Consider the following 16,612-nt stretch of genomic DNA (forward strand, 5'->3'; position numbering starts at 1 on the left):
CTGACCAGGAGAAGGTCGAACCATTAAATGAGGGCACGGTCCGCTCCCGACGACACCGCGCTCAGGTAGGGATCCGCCCAGGCACTGATGATCCGGGCCGCCCGATCGGCCTGACCGGCGCCGGTGAGGAAGTGGTTCGACCCCTCCAGGGAGATGAAGCTGCGGGGATGACGGGCAATCTGGAAGATCTCACTGGCATTCTCGATGCCGACGGTGTTGTCGGTGGGCGAGTGCATCACCAGGAGGGGCAGGCGCAGCTCGCGAATCCGGTCCCGCAGTTCGGACGCCCGGACGTCTTCGACGAACGACCGTTTGAGCGTCAGGGCCTTACCCCCGATGAGCCACTCGGCCGAGCCCTCGGCCAGTACCTTCTCGACCACGGCGTCGTAGTGACGTTCCACGCGACTCGGGTCGACCGGAGCTCCCACCGTAGCCACCGCTTGCACTCCGTCGATCTCCCGGGCCGCGGCGATCACCGTGGCACCACCCCAGGAGTGACCCACCAGGAGCTCGACGGGCGCGCCCCGCGCGGCCATGAACTCGGCGGCCTTGCCGGTATCGGCGATCTTGACCGTGAAGGACCCGTCGCCCCAGTCACCCTGCGAGTCGCCCAGACCCAGGTTGTCGTAGCGCAGCATCCCGATGCCCTCGCGGGCCAGGCGCCGGCAGATGCGCGCGGCCGCCGGCGAGTCCTTGCCGAGCGTGAACCCGTGGGCGAAGACTCCCCACCCCCGCACGGGGCCGTCCGGCACCTCGAGCACACCAGCCAGCATGGGCCCGACCGAACTCGGGAACGAAACCTTTTCGATCATGACGAATGATCTACCACGTCAGGCCGCAACCGATGACCTCCAGCACGAGGGGCCGCGTTGGTCGCGAGCTCGATCGGTTCCGACACCAGGCGCGTGATCCAACCCGGGCCTTCCCTCAGACGTTGAACCGGAACTCGACCGCATTCCGGCACGGATCAACGATCTCAGGGCAACCTCTCACAACCCGATGGCCCGCACCCGACGCCCGCACAGCTTGACCATGTCATCCACGTCGGAGGTGAGAACCACGGTCGGCCCCGGAAGTCGTAGAGCCACCTCGGCGACCATGGCGTCGATCGCGTACTTGTGCCCATGCAGTCCCGCGTCCTTCAACAAGGCAGCGCTGCGACGTGCGCTTTCCTTGGTCACCGACTCCACCCTGACCTGAGACAGAAGCCAGTTCAGCCGGGCCTGATCCAGACCGTCGTGCGAGACCTCGATGATCGTGGCGGCGGACATGGCGACATCAACCCCGTCGCGCTCAGCCTGCTCCAGGAGCAGCATCACCTTGCGATCCCGCTTGATCCACAATGAGAAGCCTTGAGAGTCGAGCACCAGCGACTCGACACTCACGCCGCGCTCGCCGACCCCTCACTCCCGCGAAGCAGTGACTGAGCCTCGGCCAGCTCTGCCTCGGTGAAGGCCCCAAATTCCCCCTGATAGCGATCCAGCTCCTCACGCAGCAGCCGGCGCCGCTCGGCACGTTCAGCCAGCTCGGTCAGATAGCCAGAGACGTTGTCGGTGTGCGACTTCAGACTCTCCAGCAGCTCTACCGGCAGCGTGATGGTGACCTTCTTCGTCTTCGCCATACCAAGACCATACCGCAGTGTTACCAACTGAAAGCAAGGAAAAACCGGGCTTTTGGTACAGAAAGCAACGATTGACTACTATACGTTGAACCTAAACTCAGCCAGGTTACGTCACTGATCAACAACCTCGTGCGTGTCCGCCTGATACTGCCCGTGCTCCGCAGAGCCCGCCGAAAGAACCTTGACCTGCAGGAACAGCGCGTACCAGCCGCAGAGGAGCGTAGCTGCGACGCTACGCCAAGTAGCCCGGATGCTATTTTTACCAGCATGACCTCGCTGCCGGAGTGGATGCGCCCACCCCGCCCCGAGGGGTGGTTCGCCGAAGACCTCGACCGCCTTGCGGAAGCCCCGCGCCACACCGAACTGATCGATGGAGCGCTCGTCTTCATGATGTCTCCGCAGCGCTCCTGGCACGGCCGTCTGGTCACTTCGCTGGCGGTCTTCCTGTCGGAACAGGCGCCGGCCGGTCTCGAGGTAGAGCGCGAGATGACGATCCGACTAGACGAACGCAATCGTCCGGAGCCGGACCTTCTGGTCACGACGGCTCCCTACGATCCGAATCGCACCTGGTATGCACCCGAAGCGGTAGTTCTCGTTGTCGAGGTCGTCTCGCCCGAGTCGGCACACCGCGATCGAACGGTCAAGCTGCGCAAGTACGCAGAGGCCGGGATCGCCCACTACTGGCGGATCGAGGAGGAAAGCGGGGCCCCGGTCGTCCACAGCTACGAGCTGGACGCCCCCACCCGCGCATACGCCCCGACCGGAATTCACCGCGACAAGCTGCGCACCTCCACACCGTTCGGGATGGAACTCGACCTCAACGCTCTGGTGCCCGGCCGCAAGTAGCGGACCAGGCACCAGATGAAGCACCGGAATCCGGTCAGACGTTGAACCGGAACTCGACCACGTTCCGACGCCGATCAACGAACTTGGAGTCGGCCTCTCACAGCCCGAGGACCCGCACCCGACGACCGCACAACTTGAGGGCTCACGTTCCGCAAGAGGACAAGCAACGGGGCCAGCGGCTGTCCAACTTCCGGTGTGAGACCGTCGAACCTTGACGATCCTGACCCTATCTAGTCAGACCCGAACGTTTTCTACTCAGCTTGGCTAAAGTCGACTTAGCCGCTTTTGTCAATGCCTTTCCTAAAAGTCACCCAGGTGAAATTTTGATCCCGAGAAATCACCCAACCATGGACTGCAATCGCGAGATGCAGTCTCAAACCTTGTAGAAAATACTCTTGGCCGCTACAGGGCGGGCTGACTGATTCGCGAAGCATCCACATGGGGGAACCTTGATCCACCGGCGCCTAACACTGCTTATTGCCGCCTCGGTCGCGATAGTTTTATCGCCATTAGCGCTTTCCGGCACTGCATCGGCAGAGGCTTTTTGGCGTTGCATGGATGTGCGCAATGCCGGAAAGTCAAACGGCACAGCCGTCCAAGCATACGACTGCAATGGAACCGGAGCGCAGACCTGGGTCTACTCGACAACAAACAAATCCCTACGCAACCCAAATTCCAACCGCTGTCTAGATGGAAATAATATGGCCACCGGCAAGGGGCTGTATATTTGGGATTGCAATGGAACATCTGCTCAAAGGTGGGTTCCGTTCCGGGCTGATTCTACTGGCCGGAGCCCTGGCTACAGGAATCCAGATTCTGGAAAATGCATTGACGCCAACGACCGTCGCAATGGACGTCAGTTCATTGTTTACCCGTGCAACTATTCACTTGCACAGTGGTGGGGTATGGGGCTGTATTCGGCATACCCCTCAAGCATTTCTTCGCCCACTACCACCTGAGTGATCGATTGGGGCTGTAGCGCCACCCGGCCGTCGGCGCTACACCCCAATTTTCGGATTGTTAAACTTGGAACCGGAACTCGATCACGTTCCGACGGCAACAATCAAACCTTTCCCGAACTGCCACCTGCACATCAGGCATCAAGCACACAACCCGCAAGGCCGATAGATGCACCATGAAGCAAACTCCAGCACCATCCATCATTACAGAGCGGTACGCCCGGGCAATTTATAAATTCGCCAACAAGCAATCGGTCTGTCCAACCTGTCTTATATTGGCATATTCACCAGACAAGGACGTAAATACGACGAAGAACGAGCTATATGCCAATATAGCCATCCTTCGAAGATTTTACTCCCCGCAGAATTGCCTCGAAACCATCGAGCACAAAGACAAAAACATTTCCTTTGCGAAAAGGCTAGGACTCATGCTCGATCGAGAGACAATTTTTGCGACGCCGGATGAAGCTGAAACATTTGTCACACTTTGGCTTGACGGCCTGCCAGCGGAGGAGACTTAGAGCTGCGTTGTGCGCCTTTTTACCAACTGACACAACCGCCAATTGATTAACCCAGGAGGACCGCGCGGCACCGGTTAGATTTAATTAAATTGGCTTTTAATGTGGGATGACACGCCTGACGTAGGGCATCTCTAACTGCACTCCGACGCCGGTGATCAAACTCATACGTTCACCCACTACTGACCAGTTGGATTCAGCAGGACGCGCACCCTATTCGACACTGCAAGCATGACCACCTCTGACGATTCCTCACCTCAGCGCCGGCGAACCGGGAAGCAGATCGGGATTCGCCTCTCCGCGTGCACCCGGGACTAGGCCGAGGCGATCACCATCGCAGTTGAGAGCGCTCTTCATGCAGAGGCGATTAAACAGGGCATGGACGAATGCTCTATCTACGCCTCATTTCGCCCCGAAGGTTGGGAGAAGTGGCGCAGGACGATCGACATAGACGATTGAGTCAATGAACGAAAATGGCCCGGCCAATTGGCCGGGCCATTGCCTATTCTTTCCACTGGATATCCACCGAACCGGGCCTGAACATTCGCGACCCGCGTTTCCCGGCTTTCAACCTCACCACACACAGCGCGTCCAGAATGCCGCGCTTCAGCATGAGCGTTGCCGCGTCGAATGCGGCCACTGGATCCGGAGCACGCACCAGATGCAGCACGTGTTTCGCCCCTGCCTGCGAAGATTCTTGCTCAGCCGTACTCAACTCAGACATGATCTTCTCCGAAGCGACTCTGAACCGCCGACCATCGATCAGTCCAGAGTCGTAGTCGCCCTCGACGGTCGCCAGTCGCGCCCGGAGTAGCCGGATCTTGGATGCTGCGCGCTGTGCTGCCTCGTCTTCAACCGCCGGCAGAAGGTCAGTGAGATCGGATCGTCCGAGACGTGCCCGAAGCACGGCAATGACGTAAGCATCTACCGGCTCTCGCGTCCGGTTCGCGTGCCCTCCGCCGTTTCCAACCGCGAATCGGCAGGCATACCGTGCTCCGCTCCAGCCTTGCAGGACTCTTCCGCATACCGCGCAGAGGTACAGGCCAGACCCGAGATGCTTTCGGTCCGTTCCCTGCTGCTTGCGCCGCCTCGGATCGTTGATCCGTTCCTGCACATGATCGAACACCTCGGCCTCGACCAGGGGTGTCCATCGGCTCTCTACCGGAACGATCTTGCCCTGGTAAACCACTCGACCGACGTAGCGCGGATTGGTGAGGATCCCCCGCACAGAGGACTGATTCCACGCGCTACCCGTTCGGGTCGGCACCTCCGAGACAGTGAGCCATTTCGCCAGGGCGTAAAGCGAGTCGCCTGCCGCGAACCTGCTGAAGACTTCCCGGACCGATGCGGCCTCAGCCTCGATCACCGCCATTTCCGAGGTGTACCCGGTAAGCCGTGGCCCCTTGGCGTTGTAGCCGCTCTGCGCACGCTGTGCGTTGGCAGAGCGCCGACGTTAGCGCCATCCGATCAGCGGTACGCACAGCCGCGAACCTCTCCGTACGGTTCGAGATGTGCCAGAACTGGGAGATGTGATCGCGGCGAACGTACGACGCGAGCGCGCCGGCGCCCAGCTCACCCAGGCCCAGCTTGGGGAACGCCTCGGTCTCTCCGGTGACACCGTAAGCAACATTGAGAACGGCAAGCGCACCATCACGGCGAGCGACATTCCGCGACTCTGCTCCGCTCTTGGCATCGGGATCACAGACCTGTTCGCTCGGGCCGACCCAGAAGACCTCCGCGCGATGCGTCTTTAGATCGCCTGCACCCTCTCGACTACCCAAGGAAAGCAGGCGCGGCGCCACGGGAAGCCTCACAGCCTGCCGGGTTCACCTCAATCGAGTCGCGCACGGCGAAGGGGATCTTAGTTAACCCCCAGAGAGCCGAGAGCGGAACGATTCGATGGCCATCCCGCAGACGATGGCAGCAGCCATCGTGACCACCGAAAGATTCTGTCGACTCGCAGGGCCTTTACGTTCTCTTTTTCCCGCAGATGATTCCCACTTCGTTAATGCGTTCAAGTATTCGTTATACGCGACGCTTACGTTACTGCGCAACTTCTTGGCTAAAACCCACGAGACTAGTTGGGCAACAATTAAAATGGCGAACGGCGATGAATGCCGCGCAAAAAGTTCCCAACCGACCCGCCAAAAAATACATGAAAGTAGCAAGATCCCAAAGAGCACCGAAGCCAATATCGCTCGCCATTTCCATCGCCGAAACCGTCGCTCATATCGGCGACGCGTATCAAAGAGATTCTGCTTAATTTCGTCGCGAATCACGCTCGGACTGCCAGCAAAGTCCGATCCATGAACCACTTCGTAGATGCGCGAAGCCAGCAGATCTAATCCTTGCCGACTCTTGTTGTCCACATAGATCGGCATCGCAACTGCCACCGCTATTCCCGCTATGAAGACACCGAATGGCACTGCAGAATTAAAACCTCGAGGCCCACCAGTGAAGGCCCTCTCGAATTGGGATAGGGCCAGACCGATCAAACCGGCACTTAACGAGGTGCCCAACGGGAGGGAGACCCAGTTTACATAGACCTTTGAGCCCTGCCGCAGGACAAATTCATCGACCGGCTTTTGAACGAGGAAGGTTAACCAGTCGTAGATACTTCGCAAGAGCGAAAGTACGCCCCCCGCCATGGGTAGCAGGAGAAGGAATGTCAGAACTTTAGTCGTGAACATAGCGGTGATTCTAGGCACCGTTGCGATCGGCAGAGGATATTTCCCGCAAGGACACTCCGAAGTTTAACTCAGCTTTTCCGTCGCCATTGACTGACGAACGTTCGGCTCGTCGACCCTTTCCCCAAGTTGGCGCCTCACGGGTAGGGATAATCCGATCTTTACTCGTTGCGGTTGGTTCAGCCCAGAGAGAGGCCCAGCCCAGGGTGTCCCCCCTGTCCCCACTGTCCCCAAATCCGTCTGAACTGCATGGATACGCGAGCAAAAAGGGGGAACACCCTAGTGAAGGTGTCCCCTTTAGGCCGGGACGTAGCTCAGCCGCGTTCGGAGAGTCTCTGGATCGCCGTCGTAAGGCCGGCCAACATCTCGTTCTGCGCCTGCTGACCGCTGACCAACGCGTCTACCTTGCCCTCAAGCGTCCCGAGGCGACCCTCAACCTTGTCGACGCGTTCGGTCAGACCATGTTGCCCTACGGCCAGCGCCCCGACTGCGTTCGCGATCTCCCGAAGCGTGCCACTCTGCTCTACCTGAGTCTGGCGAAGAGCGTTCAGGCCACCGACGTGAGCTCGCAGAGCTTCGCTGGCCGAGCTCACCTCGCGGTCGGCCTCGGCCGCCAGGACGCGCGTGCCAGCACTCTCGCCACGAAGCCGACCGATCTCCGACTCCAGCACCTCGACCCGGGCGCGAATCTGCTCCATCTCGCTAACATCATCGACTGTCGCACAGCAACCCGGCCGGCGGACCTGCGATCACGCACACAGCGGAGGTCATCGCACCGCTCGGTGCAGGGCGGGTGCAAAATCGGCTGAAACAGTCGCGGCCCACTGTTTCAGCCGCTCCTCTCCCCTTGGGAAAATCCGGGGAGATGATCTTGGTAGCTGGTCGGGGGCGGAGCAACGCAGACCAACGGCATCCGATAGCCCGACCTGCACAAACGTAAAGACGCTCAGCTGCCAGACGATCACTAACGCTGTTCGGGACTAAGAGGCCGCAGATTCAAATCCCGTGGCCCCAACCGCATCGTCTCAAGCCAGAGGCGCTTCTATTTCTTCGCCGCAGTTGTTGCTCCGTGACGGAACTCGACCACGTCGCCGTCCTGCATGACGTATTCCTTGCCCTCCATGCGCACCCGGCCCTTGGACTTGGCCTCGGCCATCGAGCCGGCCTCCATCAGGTCGTCGAAGCCGACGATCTCGGCCTTGATGAAGCCGCGCTGGAAGTCGGTGTGGATGACGCCCGCGGCCTGCGGAGCGGTCCAGCCCTGGTGAATGGTCCAGGCGCGGGACTCCTTCGGGCCGGCGGTGAGGTAGGTCTGCAGGCCGAGGGTGTGGAAGCCGACCTTGGCCAGCTGGTCCATGCCGGACTCTTCCTGGCCGACGCTCGCGAGCAGTTCGGCGGCCTCTTCGGGCTCCAGTTCGACGAGCTCGGACTCCAGCTTGGCGTTCAGGAAGATGGCGTCGGCCGGGGCTACCAGCTCGCGCATCTTGGTGTGCAGCTTCTCGTCGGACAGGCCGTCCTCGTCGACGTTGAAGACGAAGATGAAGGGCTTGCTGGTCATCAGGGACAGCTCGCGCAGGTGCTCCATCTCGATACCGGCCTTCGCAGCGCCCTTGGCCAGCGTGACGCCCTCTTCGAGCAGCTTCTGCGCGGCGAGGGCGGCGTCGAGCACGGCCTTGTCGGCCTTCTTCCCCTTGACCTCTTTCTCGAGGCGGGGAATGGCCTTCTCCAGGGTCTGGAGGTCAGCCAGCATGAGCTCGGTGTGGATGACCTCGATGTCGTCGGCGGGGTCGACCCGGCCGGCGACGTGGATCACGTCGTCGTCGACGAAGGCGCGCACCACCTGGCAGATCGCGTCGGCCTCACGGATGTTGGCGAGGAACTTGTTGCCCAGGCCCTCGCCCTCGCTGGCACCCTTCACGATGCCCGCGATGTCGACGAACGACACCGTGGCCGGCACCAGCTTCTCGCTGCCGAACACCCCGGCCAGCTTGCCGAGCCGCTCGTCGGGCAGCGGGACCACACCCACGTTGGGCTCGATGGTGGCGAACGGATAGTTCGCCGCCAGCACCTCTGCCTTGGTGAGAGCGTTGAAGAGCGTCGACTTGCCGACGTTCGGGAGACCGACGATGCCGATGGTGAGTGCCACGCGCCCAGGTTACTGGCCACAGGTCGCGAGGCCCGAATTGCGGACGCCCACGAGCACCGGCCGCGGTCCGGTCACCGCACGCGGTGGACGCCCAGGACTGCCTCGCGGCGATACTCACCGGCGTTCTCCGCGACGGGCTGAGCGGTCCGTGGCGGTCCGTGGCGCTTCGTGGCGCTTCGTGGCGCTTGGTGGACAGTGATCGTGGGCATTCCGTGCGCGATCACCGCAACGAACGCACACGATCATGGACTTCGGGGCCGGGGGCTTCGATCGGGTCCGGAATCGGTATCGCCGCCATCACTGTCGGTGGCGCCTGGCATCGTGGCCGTCATGACAACCGCGGTGGGGTTCCTGCTCGGCCTGCTCCTGGGGCTGGCGCTGGCGGCGTTCGGTGCTCGCGCTGCCTTCACCACCCTGCTGCGGGCCCGGCAGGCCTCGCTCGAGGCCGAGCGCGACCTGCTGCGCGAGCGCGTCACCGACCTGGAGGCCACGGCCGGTCAGGATCACGAACTGGTCGCCACCTTGTCACCGCTGTCCGCGACGCTGCAGCGGGTGGAGAAACAGGTGCAGACGCTCGAGCGCGACCGGGTGGAGCAGTACTCCCGGCTCGACGAGCACCTGACCGCCGTCCAGGCGTCGGGTGAGTCGCTGCGGGCCCAGACCGCCGCCCTGGCCGGCGCGCTGCGCTCGCCCACCTCCCGCGGTGCCTGGGGCGAGGTACAGCTCCGCCGGGTGGTGGAGCACGCCGGCATGCTGCCCCGCGTCGACTTCCTCACCCAGGCCACGGGCACCACCCCCGACGGCAACGGCGTGCGCCCCGACCTTCTGGTGAATCTGCCCGGCGGCAAGTACGTCGTGGTCGACGCCAAGGCCCCGCTCGCGGCCTTCCTCGAGGCCAGCGAGAAGGGCGAGGCCGCCCTGAGCGCCGCGGCCGGGGCCCACGCGAAGGCCCTGCGGGCCCACGTCGACGCGCTCGCGGCGAAGGAGTACTGGCTGGCGTTCCAGCCGACCCCCCAGCTGGTGGTGTGTTTCGTGCCGGGCGAGGCGTTCCTGGCCGCCGCCTGCACCGCCGACCCGAGCCTGCTGGAGCACGCGATGGCCCGCCGCGTCGTGCTGGCCACCCCCACCACCCTGCTGGCCCTGCTCCGCACGGTCGCCCTGACCTGGCAGTCCGAGGCCGTGAGCGGCAACGCCCGGCAACTGCTGGAGATCGGCTCCGAGCTCTACCGCCGCCTGGCCGGCCTCGGCGAGCACGCCAGCAAGCTGGGCCGCGACCTGCACCGCGTGGTCGAGGACTACAACGCCCTGGTCGGCACCCTCGAACGCCGCGTTCTCGTCACCGCCCGCAAGATGCAGGATCTCGACCTCGTCGACCACGACATCCCGGCCATCGCGCCCCTGGAGTCCAGCCCTCGCCCGCTCACCGCCGACGAGCTGATCACCGGCCCTCTCGACCGGCCAGATCGATCTTCGTCGCCCTGGTGACGGGGAGCGCCTCACCTCACCACGGGGTGGCCCTCCGCCACACCGCTCGCCTCGTCTTCGATGATGGAACGGGTGAACCAGGGCCAACCCGGCCAGGTCATATGTTCACAACCAGACAAACGCAGTATTCATGACTTTCGTGAAATCCGGTCACCCGACGAACACGGGCTGAAACCTCCGCCCTGACACATCGGCAATCTGCCGGGATCCGAATCTCCCAGGTTCTACAGTTCCTCCGGCAGACCCCTTCTGATCTTGGTATGCCGAGATCAGCGGCCCACGCATTCCCGTACACGTTGCCGGGGGAGTTCCGATGACCACACGTAACTATCGCTTGCCGACACGGCACGCCGAATCTCCCGGGCCCGAGTCGGCACTCATGAGTATTCGCCAGATGACCAGAATTGCCCACCAACGCCTGGATCACGACCTTTCCCTCCTGAGCAAACCTCTGTCGCAGCAGCGGTTCATCGATTTCCTGGCCGGCCTGCTGGGGTTCTTCCAGGTCTGGGAACCGGCCGTGGCAGCCAGTCCTCAGGCCCGCCGGTACCTCACCGGTACAAGCCGCCTCCCCGACCTGACATCCGATCTGACGAGGCTGAACGTCCAACAGCACGAGATCGCCGCGATTCCTGCCTGTTCGGCCGCCTCGGAACTGGTGCGCTCACCAGGCCTGGCCCTTGGCTCGCTCTACGTGATTCTGGGCTCACGGCAAGGAGCCCGCGTCATCGGCCGCGCCGTCAGCAGTGCCCCTTGGGCGCCGCCCGAAGGGCTGGCCTACTTCTCTGACGACCCCCGGGCCAACGCCGCCTGGAACGGCTTGGTGACGGCCCTCCACCAGACCCCGTGGCCCTCGACCGACCCGGAGATCGCGCGCGGAGCACTGAAGACATTCGACGTCCTGCACACCTGGCTCACCCGATCGGCGATCGCATGAGCCAGACCGCGGCTACGGCTGTCCCGTGCGAGGACGAGCCGATTCGCATACCGGGCACCATCCAGCCGCACGGGGCACTGGCAGTCGTTGACATGGCGAGCTTCCACCTCTTGCAGGCCAGCGACAACTTTTACTCGGTTACCGGGCTCGACCTGCGGCCCGGGGAGTCTCGCGGTCTGGCCGACCTGCCCGAGACGGGCACGCTGACGCAAGAGATCCGCGCCTGGCCGTTCCAGCCGAATCACCTCTTCAACGGGCGACTGCGCCTCAGCGACCGCGAACTGAGCGTCACCGCGCACCCGACGCCACAGGGCATGATCCTGGAATTCGAATCCCTGCTGGACACCGATGAGCCCGTCCGATTAGACGTCCGAGACCCTTCCTTCCTCTCGCTCTCACCCCTGCTGGAGAAATTCGTCGAGGTCGGCCAGGTGGACGATCTGGGCGCCACCTTGGTCAGGGAGATCAAAGAATTAACCGGGTTCAGCCGGGTGCTGCTGTACCGCTTCCATCGCAACGGTGACCCTCAGGTCATTGCCGAGTCCAATGACGGGCACCTACCGTCCTACATCGGGCTGAGATTCCCGGCCTCAGACATTCCGGCGCAGGCCCGTCTTCTGTACCTGGAGAACCGGATACGTCAGATGCCCGACGCGAACTATGTCCCCGTCGGCATCACCCCGCTCCTGAGCCCGATCGACGGCCAACCGCTGGATCTGAGCACCGCGGCACTTCGCAGTATCTCCCCCAGCCACCGGCAGTTCGTGCGCAACATGGGTGCGGTGGCGACCATGTCCATCTCGCTGATCAATGGCGGGCAACTCTGGGGCATGGTCTCCTGTCACCATGCGCGGGTCCGGGCCGTCAGCCTCGAGATCCGGGCGATGTGCGACTTCATCTGCCAGATCACCGCTCAGCAGTTCGGTTCGCTGGAATGGGCCCAGCGCGAAGGGCCTCTGGCCCGGGTCCAACGCGCCACCAGCACTCTGACCACTGCGCTCTCACGAGATCAGTCGCTGGAGAAGTGCTTCCTGACGAATGCCGCGACCTGGCTGGACGTCGCGGCTGCCGACGGAGCTGCCATCATCACCGAGCGGGAAATCACCGCTACCGGCCGGACCCCCGATGCGCAGGCACTGGGCGAACTGGTCGCCGGAATCTGGGACACTTCCGCGGCGGTACCCCAGGGATCAATGATCGAACGCGGCCCGGCTTACCGGTACCTGCCGGATCTGGATGTCATTGCACTACCGATCTCGGACAGCAAACCACACTATTTGCTGTGGTTCCGGCAGGCCAGCGAAAGAAGCATCACCTGGGCCGGTGACCGGACGGTCAAGGAAACGATCGGTGCGGACGGGCGAATCCACCCGCGTGTCTCTTTCGAACCGTGGACCGAGCCGATCGGCGATCCGGAACTCGCCTGGGGACCGAGTCACGTCACCGCTGCCACACATGTACGAAATGCGGTGATCTCCCTCCTCCTGCGGGAGACGCTCGCGGCACAGACCAGCCTGAGCAAGCGACTCACCGCGGCCAACACCGAACTGGAGAGCTTCTCCTATTCGGTCGCTCACGACCTCCGGGCCCCGATACGTCACATTTCCCGACGGCTCGCCACCATGCTCCAGTCGATCGAGGAAGAACCCGATCGACCGGGCAACCTGCTTCTTCAGGAGCTGCGGACCACGATCAGGACCGCCGACTGGGGTGCCCGGCTCATCGATGACCTTTTGATGTTCGCCCGGCTCGGTCACGAAGAGGTCGGCTACGCCCCGGTCGATCTGAGTGCTGTGGCCCGAACCCTCACGGAGTTCCTCCAGGAGCAGGCAACCGACCGTGAGGTGACCTGGACCATCGATGACCTTCCGATGGCCTACGGGGATCCGGTGCTCCTTCGGCAGGTTCTCTTCAATCTGCTGGACAATGCTCTGAAATATACGGCGCCATGCCCGCGCGCCGAGATCCGCATTTCCGGCAAAAAGACGCCGGAGGGATTGATCTACACCGTCTCCGACAATGGAGTCGGTTTCGATATGGCCTATGCTGGTAAGCTCTTCGGTGTCTTTCAGAGATTGCACACTTCTGCCGAATTCCCTGGAACTGGGATAGGCCTGGCTTCTGTCCGCCGAATCATCGAGCGACATGGGGGATCCGTGTTTGCACGCAGCCGGCCCGATCAGGGGTCCGAGATAGGTTTCGTCCTTCCCCTGCGGGCCTTGCCGGTCACGTCATGACCCCGGCGCCCCAACACGTCCTCGTGGTGGACGACGATCCCGACGATCGCGAACTGACCATTTCCTGCCTGACCGCGAACCTTCCGGCCGGCATCACCGTGGAAGTGGCCCGGGACGGGGTCGAAGCCCTGGACTACGTCTATCGCCGAGGCGCCTTCAAGACCCGCGACACCCTGGACCCCAACGTCATCCTGCTGGACCTGAAAATGCCCCGGATCGATGGCCACGAAGTCCTTCGCGCGGTCAAGGGCGACCCGAGTGTCCGTCACATACCGGTCGTCGCCTTCACCTCGTCGGAAGCGGAGCGCGACATCCGCCAGTGTTACGAGTCGGGCGCCAACGGCTTCATGGTCAAGCACATCCGACCCGATGACTTCCGGCAGGTCATCCACGATTTCGCGGCCTTCTGGTGCCTGCAGAACCGATCGATCGTGAAGAGTTCCAACTGAATCTGCTCGTCATCTGCTCGGCATCTCGACGCGGAGGTGGCCGGCCACCTCGCTGCGTCCGGGCCGAAGGGCACGATCATCAGAACGTGACGGCGACGGGTCGGCTCGTCGTGCGGCATCCGGGGTGCAACGGGTACGAATACATCCGGACGCCGATGGATAGCTGACCGACCGAAGGACGTAGAAAACGTGGCCAAGATTCTCATGGTGCTCAGCGCGGCCAACAGCCTCACGCTGGCCGACGGCACCTCCCACCCGACCGGCTACTGGGCCGAGGAGGTCGTGCGCTCGCACCAGGTACTGACCGAGGCCGGCGTTGCGGTCGACATCGCCACCCCGGGAGGCCGCACCCCGACGGCCGATCCGGTGAGCCTGCCGGACGACGACGAGAACACCCCGGTCTTCCGGGCCTATCTCGACGAGCTCGGTGACCAGCTTCAGCACCCCCATGACCTGGGCCGGGTCTCGGGCCCCGACTACGACGGCGTGTACCTGCCGGGTGGGCACGCCCCGATGACCGACCTCATCGACGACGCCGACCTGCGGCGCCTCCTGGGCCGGGCGGTGAAGAAGAACCAGGTGGTGGCCACGCTGTGCCACGGTGCGGCGGGTCTGCTGAGCATCGATGCGTCGGCGCTGAAGGGCCGCCGGATCACCGCCTTCACCGACGAGGAGGAGAACCAGGGCGGGCTGGGCGACCGTTCGCCGTGGTTCCTCGAGAGCCGCCTGGCCGAGCAGGGCGCCGAGCTGGCCACCGGCCCGGCCTGGAGCGACACCGTGGTGGTGGACGGAAAGCTGATCACCGGCCAGAACCCGGCCTCCAGCGCCAGTACGGCCCGGGCGGTGGTCGAGGCACTGAAGGACATCCCCAACGGCACCGCTCTCGACCTGCACGGCGCCGCGCACATCCAGCGCTACCGCGAGACCCGGGGCGCGGACGGGCACGAGTGGCGTTACGGCACCACGATCCTGCTGCTCGACAGCGTGGGCAACAAGTCCGGCCAGTCGCGCACCCACGCGCTGATCTACCGCCGTTTCGATGATGCCTACCTGATCGTGGCGTCCAACGGCGGCACGGACGCCCCGCCCGCCTGGTTCCTCAACCTGAAGGCGAAGCCTGATACCCAGATCCAGGTCGAGAACCAGGTCGTGCCGGTCCGGGCCCGGGTGGCGACCCCGGACGAAAAGCCCGCCATGTGGGCCGAGATGACCGACGCCTGGCCGGATTACGACGACTACCAGGCTCGCACGGACCGCGAGATCCCGATCGTGGTGCTGGAGCCGACGGGTGCGGCCCGTCCGGCCTGACCGACCCGACCCGACGAGAACCCGGCTTTGAGGACGCGGGCCACCCCCTCGTCCTCAAAGCAACGGTTATCGGGGTGGTCGCCTACGAGAGGCGACCACCCCGATCACTCAGGCGGAAACCATGCCGTGCGGATCGATCACGAACTTCTTCGCGGCGCCCTGGTCGAAATCGGCGTATCCCTGCGGGGCCTCGTCGAGGGAGATGACCGTGGCGTTGACCGCCTTCGCGATCTGCACCTTGTCGTTGAGGATCGCCTGCATGAGCCCGTAGTTGTACTTCATCACCGGGCACTGACCGGTGACGAACGACAGCGACTTGGCCCAGCCCGTGCCCAGCGAGAGCGACAGCGAACCGATCTTGGCCGCCTCGTCGATACCGCCCGGATCGCCGGTGACGTAGAGCCCCGGAATGCCGAGAGCGCCTCCGGCGGCGGTGATCTCCATCAGCGAGTTCAGCACCGTGGCGGGAGCTTCCCCGGAAGCGCCCTCCCCGTGCCCGCGGGCCTCGAAACCGACCGCGTCCACTCCGCAGTCGACCTCCGGAACACCCAGGATCTGCAGGATCTGGTCTTTCGGCTCGCCCTTCGACACGTCGACCGTCTCGCAGCCGAAGCTCCGGGCCTGGGCAAGGCGTTCCTCGTTCAGGTCACCCACGATGACGACGGCCGCACCCAGCAGCTGAGCGCCCGCGGCGGCCGCCAGGCCGACCGGACCGGCACCCGCGATGTACACCGTGGAGCCGGGTTTCACGCCCGCGGAGACCGCTCCGTGATAGCCGGTCGGGAAGATGTCCGACAGCATCGTCAGGTCGGTGAGCTTGGCGAGCGCCTGGTCCTTGTCGGGGAAGCGCAGCAGGTTGAAGTCGGCGTAGGGCACCATCACGTACTCGGCCTGCCCACCGACCCAGCCACCCATGTCGACGTACCCGTAGGCCGCGCCCGGGCGGGCCGGATTCACCGTGAGGCAGATCCCGGTCTTGCCCTCCTTGCAGTTACGGCAGCGCCCGCAGGCGATGTTGAACGGCGTGGAGACCAGGTCACCGACCTTGAGGAACTCCACGTCGGGCCCGACTTCCGCCACCTCGCCGAGGATCTCGTGCCCGAGCACGAGGTTGGGCGGGGCGGTGGTGCGGCCTCTGACCATGTGCTGATCACTGCCGCAGATATTCGTGACGGCGACCTTGAGAATGACGCCGTGACGGCATTTCCGGCCGATGTTGTCGGGGTGCACCCCGGGGCCGTCCTGCAGTTCCAGTTTCGGGTAGTCGATGTCCTGGACCTCGACCTTGCCGGGGCCCACGTACGCAACGCCTCTGTTGCCTGCCATCTGTGATCAACCTCTTCGTCGAACGACGGCGAACGGACTCCCCCATCAGAACACGGGTCTTTCGGGCCGGCCATGGCAAAACAGAAGAGCCGC

17 protein-coding genes are annotated in these 16,612 nt (G+C 63.5%); 9 read left to right on the top strand and 8 right to left on the bottom strand.

Annotated elements, in window-relative coordinates; all coding sequences use genetic code 11:
- Positions 1 to 23: 23 nt before the first annotated feature.
- From QSK05_RS09550 to QSK05_RS09560, 3 genes are all read right to left on the bottom strand, one after another.
- Positions 24 to 812 (bottom strand): alpha/beta hydrolase family protein, encoded by a 789-nt coding sequence (locus QSK05_RS09550; protein ID WP_285596173.1) that lies wholly within the window; start codon positions 810 to 812, stop codon positions 24 to 26.
- 177 nt (positions 813 to 989) lie between these two features.
- Positions 990 to 1,385, bottom strand: a complete 396-nt coding sequence (locus QSK05_RS09555) for a hypothetical protein (protein WP_285596175.1) — start codon at positions 1,383 to 1,385, stop codon at positions 990 to 992.
- Positions 1,382 to 1,621: a hypothetical protein gene (locus QSK05_RS09560; protein WP_285596177.1), complete on the bottom strand. Its 240-nt coding sequence runs from the start codon at positions 1,619 to 1,621 to the stop codon at positions 1,382 to 1,384. The genes QSK05_RS09555 and QSK05_RS09560 overlap by 4 nt, the downstream gene beginning before the upstream one ends.
- A 267-nt stretch (positions 1,622 to 1,888) precedes the next feature.
- Here QSK05_RS09560 and QSK05_RS09565 point away from each other — a divergent pair, with 267 nt between their 5' ends.
- The 3 genes from QSK05_RS09565 to QSK05_RS09570 all read left to right on the top strand — a co-directional run bounded on the left by QSK05_RS09565 (position 1,889) and on the right by QSK05_RS09570 (position 3,947).
- Entirely contained in the window at positions 1,889 to 2,467 is a 579-nt protein-coding gene (locus tag QSK05_RS09565; protein WP_285596182.1) for a Uma2 family endonuclease, read from the top strand.
- Between the two features lie 554 nt (positions 2,468 to 3,021).
- On the top strand, positions 3,022 to 3,426 hold the full coding sequence (locus tag QSK05_RS36285; RefSeq protein WP_352300596.1) for a ricin-type beta-trefoil lectin domain protein: 405 nt from the start codon (positions 3,022 to 3,024) through the stop codon (positions 3,424 to 3,426).
- Between the two features lie 176 nt (positions 3,427 to 3,602).
- The gene (locus tag QSK05_RS09570; protein ID WP_285596184.1) at positions 3,603 to 3,947 is read left to right on the top strand and encodes a hypothetical protein; all 345 of its coding nucleotides are present in this window, start codon (positions 3,603 to 3,605) and stop codon (positions 3,945 to 3,947) included.
- A 499-nt stretch (positions 3,948 to 4,446) separates the two neighbouring features.
- Here the strand turns inward: QSK05_RS09570 and QSK05_RS09575 are convergent, their stop codons facing one another.
- Positions 4,447 to 5,316 carry a recombinase family protein gene (locus QSK05_RS09575; RefSeq protein ID WP_285596186.1) on the bottom strand — a complete coding sequence of 290 codons (870 nt, stop codon included), beginning with the start codon at positions 5,314 to 5,316 and terminating at the stop codon, positions 4,447 to 4,449.
- A gap of 139 nt (positions 5,317 to 5,455) precedes the next feature.
- Here QSK05_RS09575 and QSK05_RS09580 point away from each other — a divergent pair, with 139 nt between their 5' ends.
- Complete coding sequence (locus QSK05_RS09580; RefSeq protein ID WP_285596189.1) at positions 5,456 to 5,698, top strand: helix-turn-helix domain-containing protein; 243 nt, start codon at positions 5,456 to 5,458, stop codon at positions 5,696 to 5,698.
- A 111-nt stretch (positions 5,699 to 5,809) separates the two neighbouring features.
- On the opposite strand, the gene QSK05_RS09585 is transcribed toward QSK05_RS09580, so the two are convergent.
- The 3 genes from QSK05_RS09585 to ychF form a co-directional block, all read right to left on the bottom strand.
- The gene (locus QSK05_RS09585; RefSeq protein WP_285596191.1) at positions 5,810 to 6,634 is read right to left on the bottom strand and encodes a hypothetical protein; all 825 of its coding nucleotides are present in this window, start codon (positions 6,632 to 6,634) and stop codon (positions 5,810 to 5,812) included.
- A 311-nt stretch (positions 6,635 to 6,945) separates the two neighbouring features.
- Positions 6,946 to 7,329 (bottom strand): hypothetical protein, encoded by a 384-nt coding sequence (locus tag QSK05_RS09590; RefSeq protein WP_285596193.1) that lies wholly within the window; start codon positions 7,327 to 7,329, stop codon positions 6,946 to 6,948.
- A 344-nt stretch (positions 7,330 to 7,673) separates the two neighbouring features.
- Positions 7,674 to 8,777, bottom strand: coding sequence for a redox-regulated ATPase YchF (gene ychF / locus QSK05_RS09595; RefSeq protein WP_285596195.1), 1,104 nt, complete (start codon positions 8,775 to 8,777; stop codon positions 7,674 to 7,676).
- A 330-nt stretch (positions 8,778 to 9,107) separates the two neighbouring features.
- Between ychF and QSK05_RS09600 the strand changes: the two genes are divergently transcribed.
- The 5 genes from QSK05_RS09600 (at position 9,108) to QSK05_RS09620 (ending at position 15,193) form a co-directional block, all read left to right on the top strand.
- Complete coding sequence (locus tag QSK05_RS09600; RefSeq protein ID WP_285596197.1) at positions 9,108 to 10,262, top strand: DNA recombination protein RmuC; 1,155 nt, start codon at positions 9,108 to 9,110, stop codon at positions 10,260 to 10,262.
- 394 nt (positions 10,263 to 10,656) lie between these two features.
- On the top strand, positions 10,657 to 11,199 hold the full coding sequence (locus QSK05_RS09605) for a biliverdin-producing heme oxygenase (protein WP_285596199.1): 543 nt from the start codon (positions 10,657 to 10,659) through the stop codon (positions 11,197 to 11,199).
- On the top strand, positions 11,196 to 13,436 hold the full coding sequence (locus QSK05_RS09610) for an ATP-binding protein (protein ID WP_285596201.1): 2,241 nt from the start codon (positions 11,196 to 11,198) through the stop codon (positions 13,434 to 13,436). Before QSK05_RS09605 ends, QSK05_RS09610 begins: the two co-directional genes overlap by 4 nt.
- Before the next feature lie 23 nt (positions 13,437 to 13,459).
- Positions 13,460 to 13,885 carry a response regulator gene (locus tag QSK05_RS09615; protein WP_285596204.1) on the top strand — a complete coding sequence of 142 codons (426 nt, stop codon included), beginning with the start codon at positions 13,460 to 13,462 and terminating at the stop codon, positions 13,883 to 13,885.
- Between the two features lie 189 nt (positions 13,886 to 14,074).
- Positions 14,075 to 15,193 (top strand): nitroreductase/quinone reductase family protein, encoded by a 1,119-nt coding sequence (locus QSK05_RS09620; protein ID WP_285596206.1) that lies wholly within the window; start codon positions 14,075 to 14,077, stop codon positions 15,191 to 15,193.
- Positions 15,194 to 15,301: 108 nt separating this feature from the next.
- Here the strand turns inward: QSK05_RS09620 and fdhA are convergent, their stop codons facing one another.
- Positions 15,302 to 16,519: a formaldehyde dehydrogenase, glutathione-independent gene (fdhA, locus tag QSK05_RS09625; RefSeq protein ID WP_285596208.1), complete on the bottom strand. Its 1,218-nt coding sequence runs from the start codon at positions 16,517 to 16,519 to the stop codon at positions 15,302 to 15,304.
- Positions 16,520 to 16,612: the final 93 nt, after the last annotated feature.

The organism is Kineosporia sp. NBRC 101731 (assembly GCF_030269305.1).
Lineage (GTDB): Bacteria > Actinomycetota > Actinomycetes > Actinomycetales > Kineosporiaceae > Kineosporia.

Bases quoted from the DNA above. Each gene is read 5' to 3' on its own strand.
- QSK05_RS09590 (WP_285596193.1), bottom strand. From the start codon at position 7,329: ATGGAGCAGATTCGCGCCCGGGTCGAGGTGCTGGAGTCGGAGATCGGT.
- QSK05_RS09605 (WP_285596199.1), top strand. From the start codon at position 10,657: ATGACCAGAATTGCCCACCAACGCCTGGATCACGACCTTTCCCTCCTG.
- QSK05_RS09575 (WP_285596186.1), bottom strand. From the start codon at position 5,316: ATGGCGGTGATCGAGGCTGAGGCCGCATCGGTCCGGGAAGTCTTCAGC.
- QSK05_RS09565 (WP_285596182.1), top strand. From the start codon at position 1,889: ATGACCTCGCTGCCGGAGTGGATGCGCCCACCCCGCCCCGAGGGGTGG.
- QSK05_RS09560 (WP_285596177.1), bottom strand. From the start codon at position 1,621: ATGGCGAAGACGAAGAAGGTCACCATCACGCTGCCGGTAGAGCTGCTG.
- QSK05_RS09550 (WP_285596173.1), bottom strand. From the start codon at position 812: ATGATCGAAAAGGTTTCGTTCCCGAGTTCGGTCGGGCCCATGCTGGCT.
- QSK05_RS09610 (WP_285596201.1), top strand. From the start codon at position 11,196: ATGAGCCAGACCGCGGCTACGGCTGTCCCGTGCGAGGACGAGCCGATT.
- QSK05_RS09600 (WP_285596197.1), top strand. From the start codon at position 9,108: ATGACAACCGCGGTGGGGTTCCTGCTCGGCCTGCTCCTGGGGCTGGCG.
- fdhA (WP_285596208.1), bottom strand. From the start codon at position 16,519: ATGGCAGGCAACAGAGGCGTTGCGTACGTGGGCCCCGGCAAGGTCGAG.
- QSK05_RS09585 (WP_285596191.1), bottom strand. From the start codon at position 6,634: ATGTTCACGACTAAAGTTCTGACATTCCTTCTCCTGCTACCCATGGCG.
- QSK05_RS09570 (WP_285596184.1), top strand. From the start codon at position 3,603: ATGAAGCAAACTCCAGCACCATCCATCATTACAGAGCGGTACGCCCGG.
- QSK05_RS36285 (WP_352300596.1), top strand. From the start codon at position 3,022: ATGGATGTGCGCAATGCCGGAAAGTCAAACGGCACAGCCGTCCAAGCA.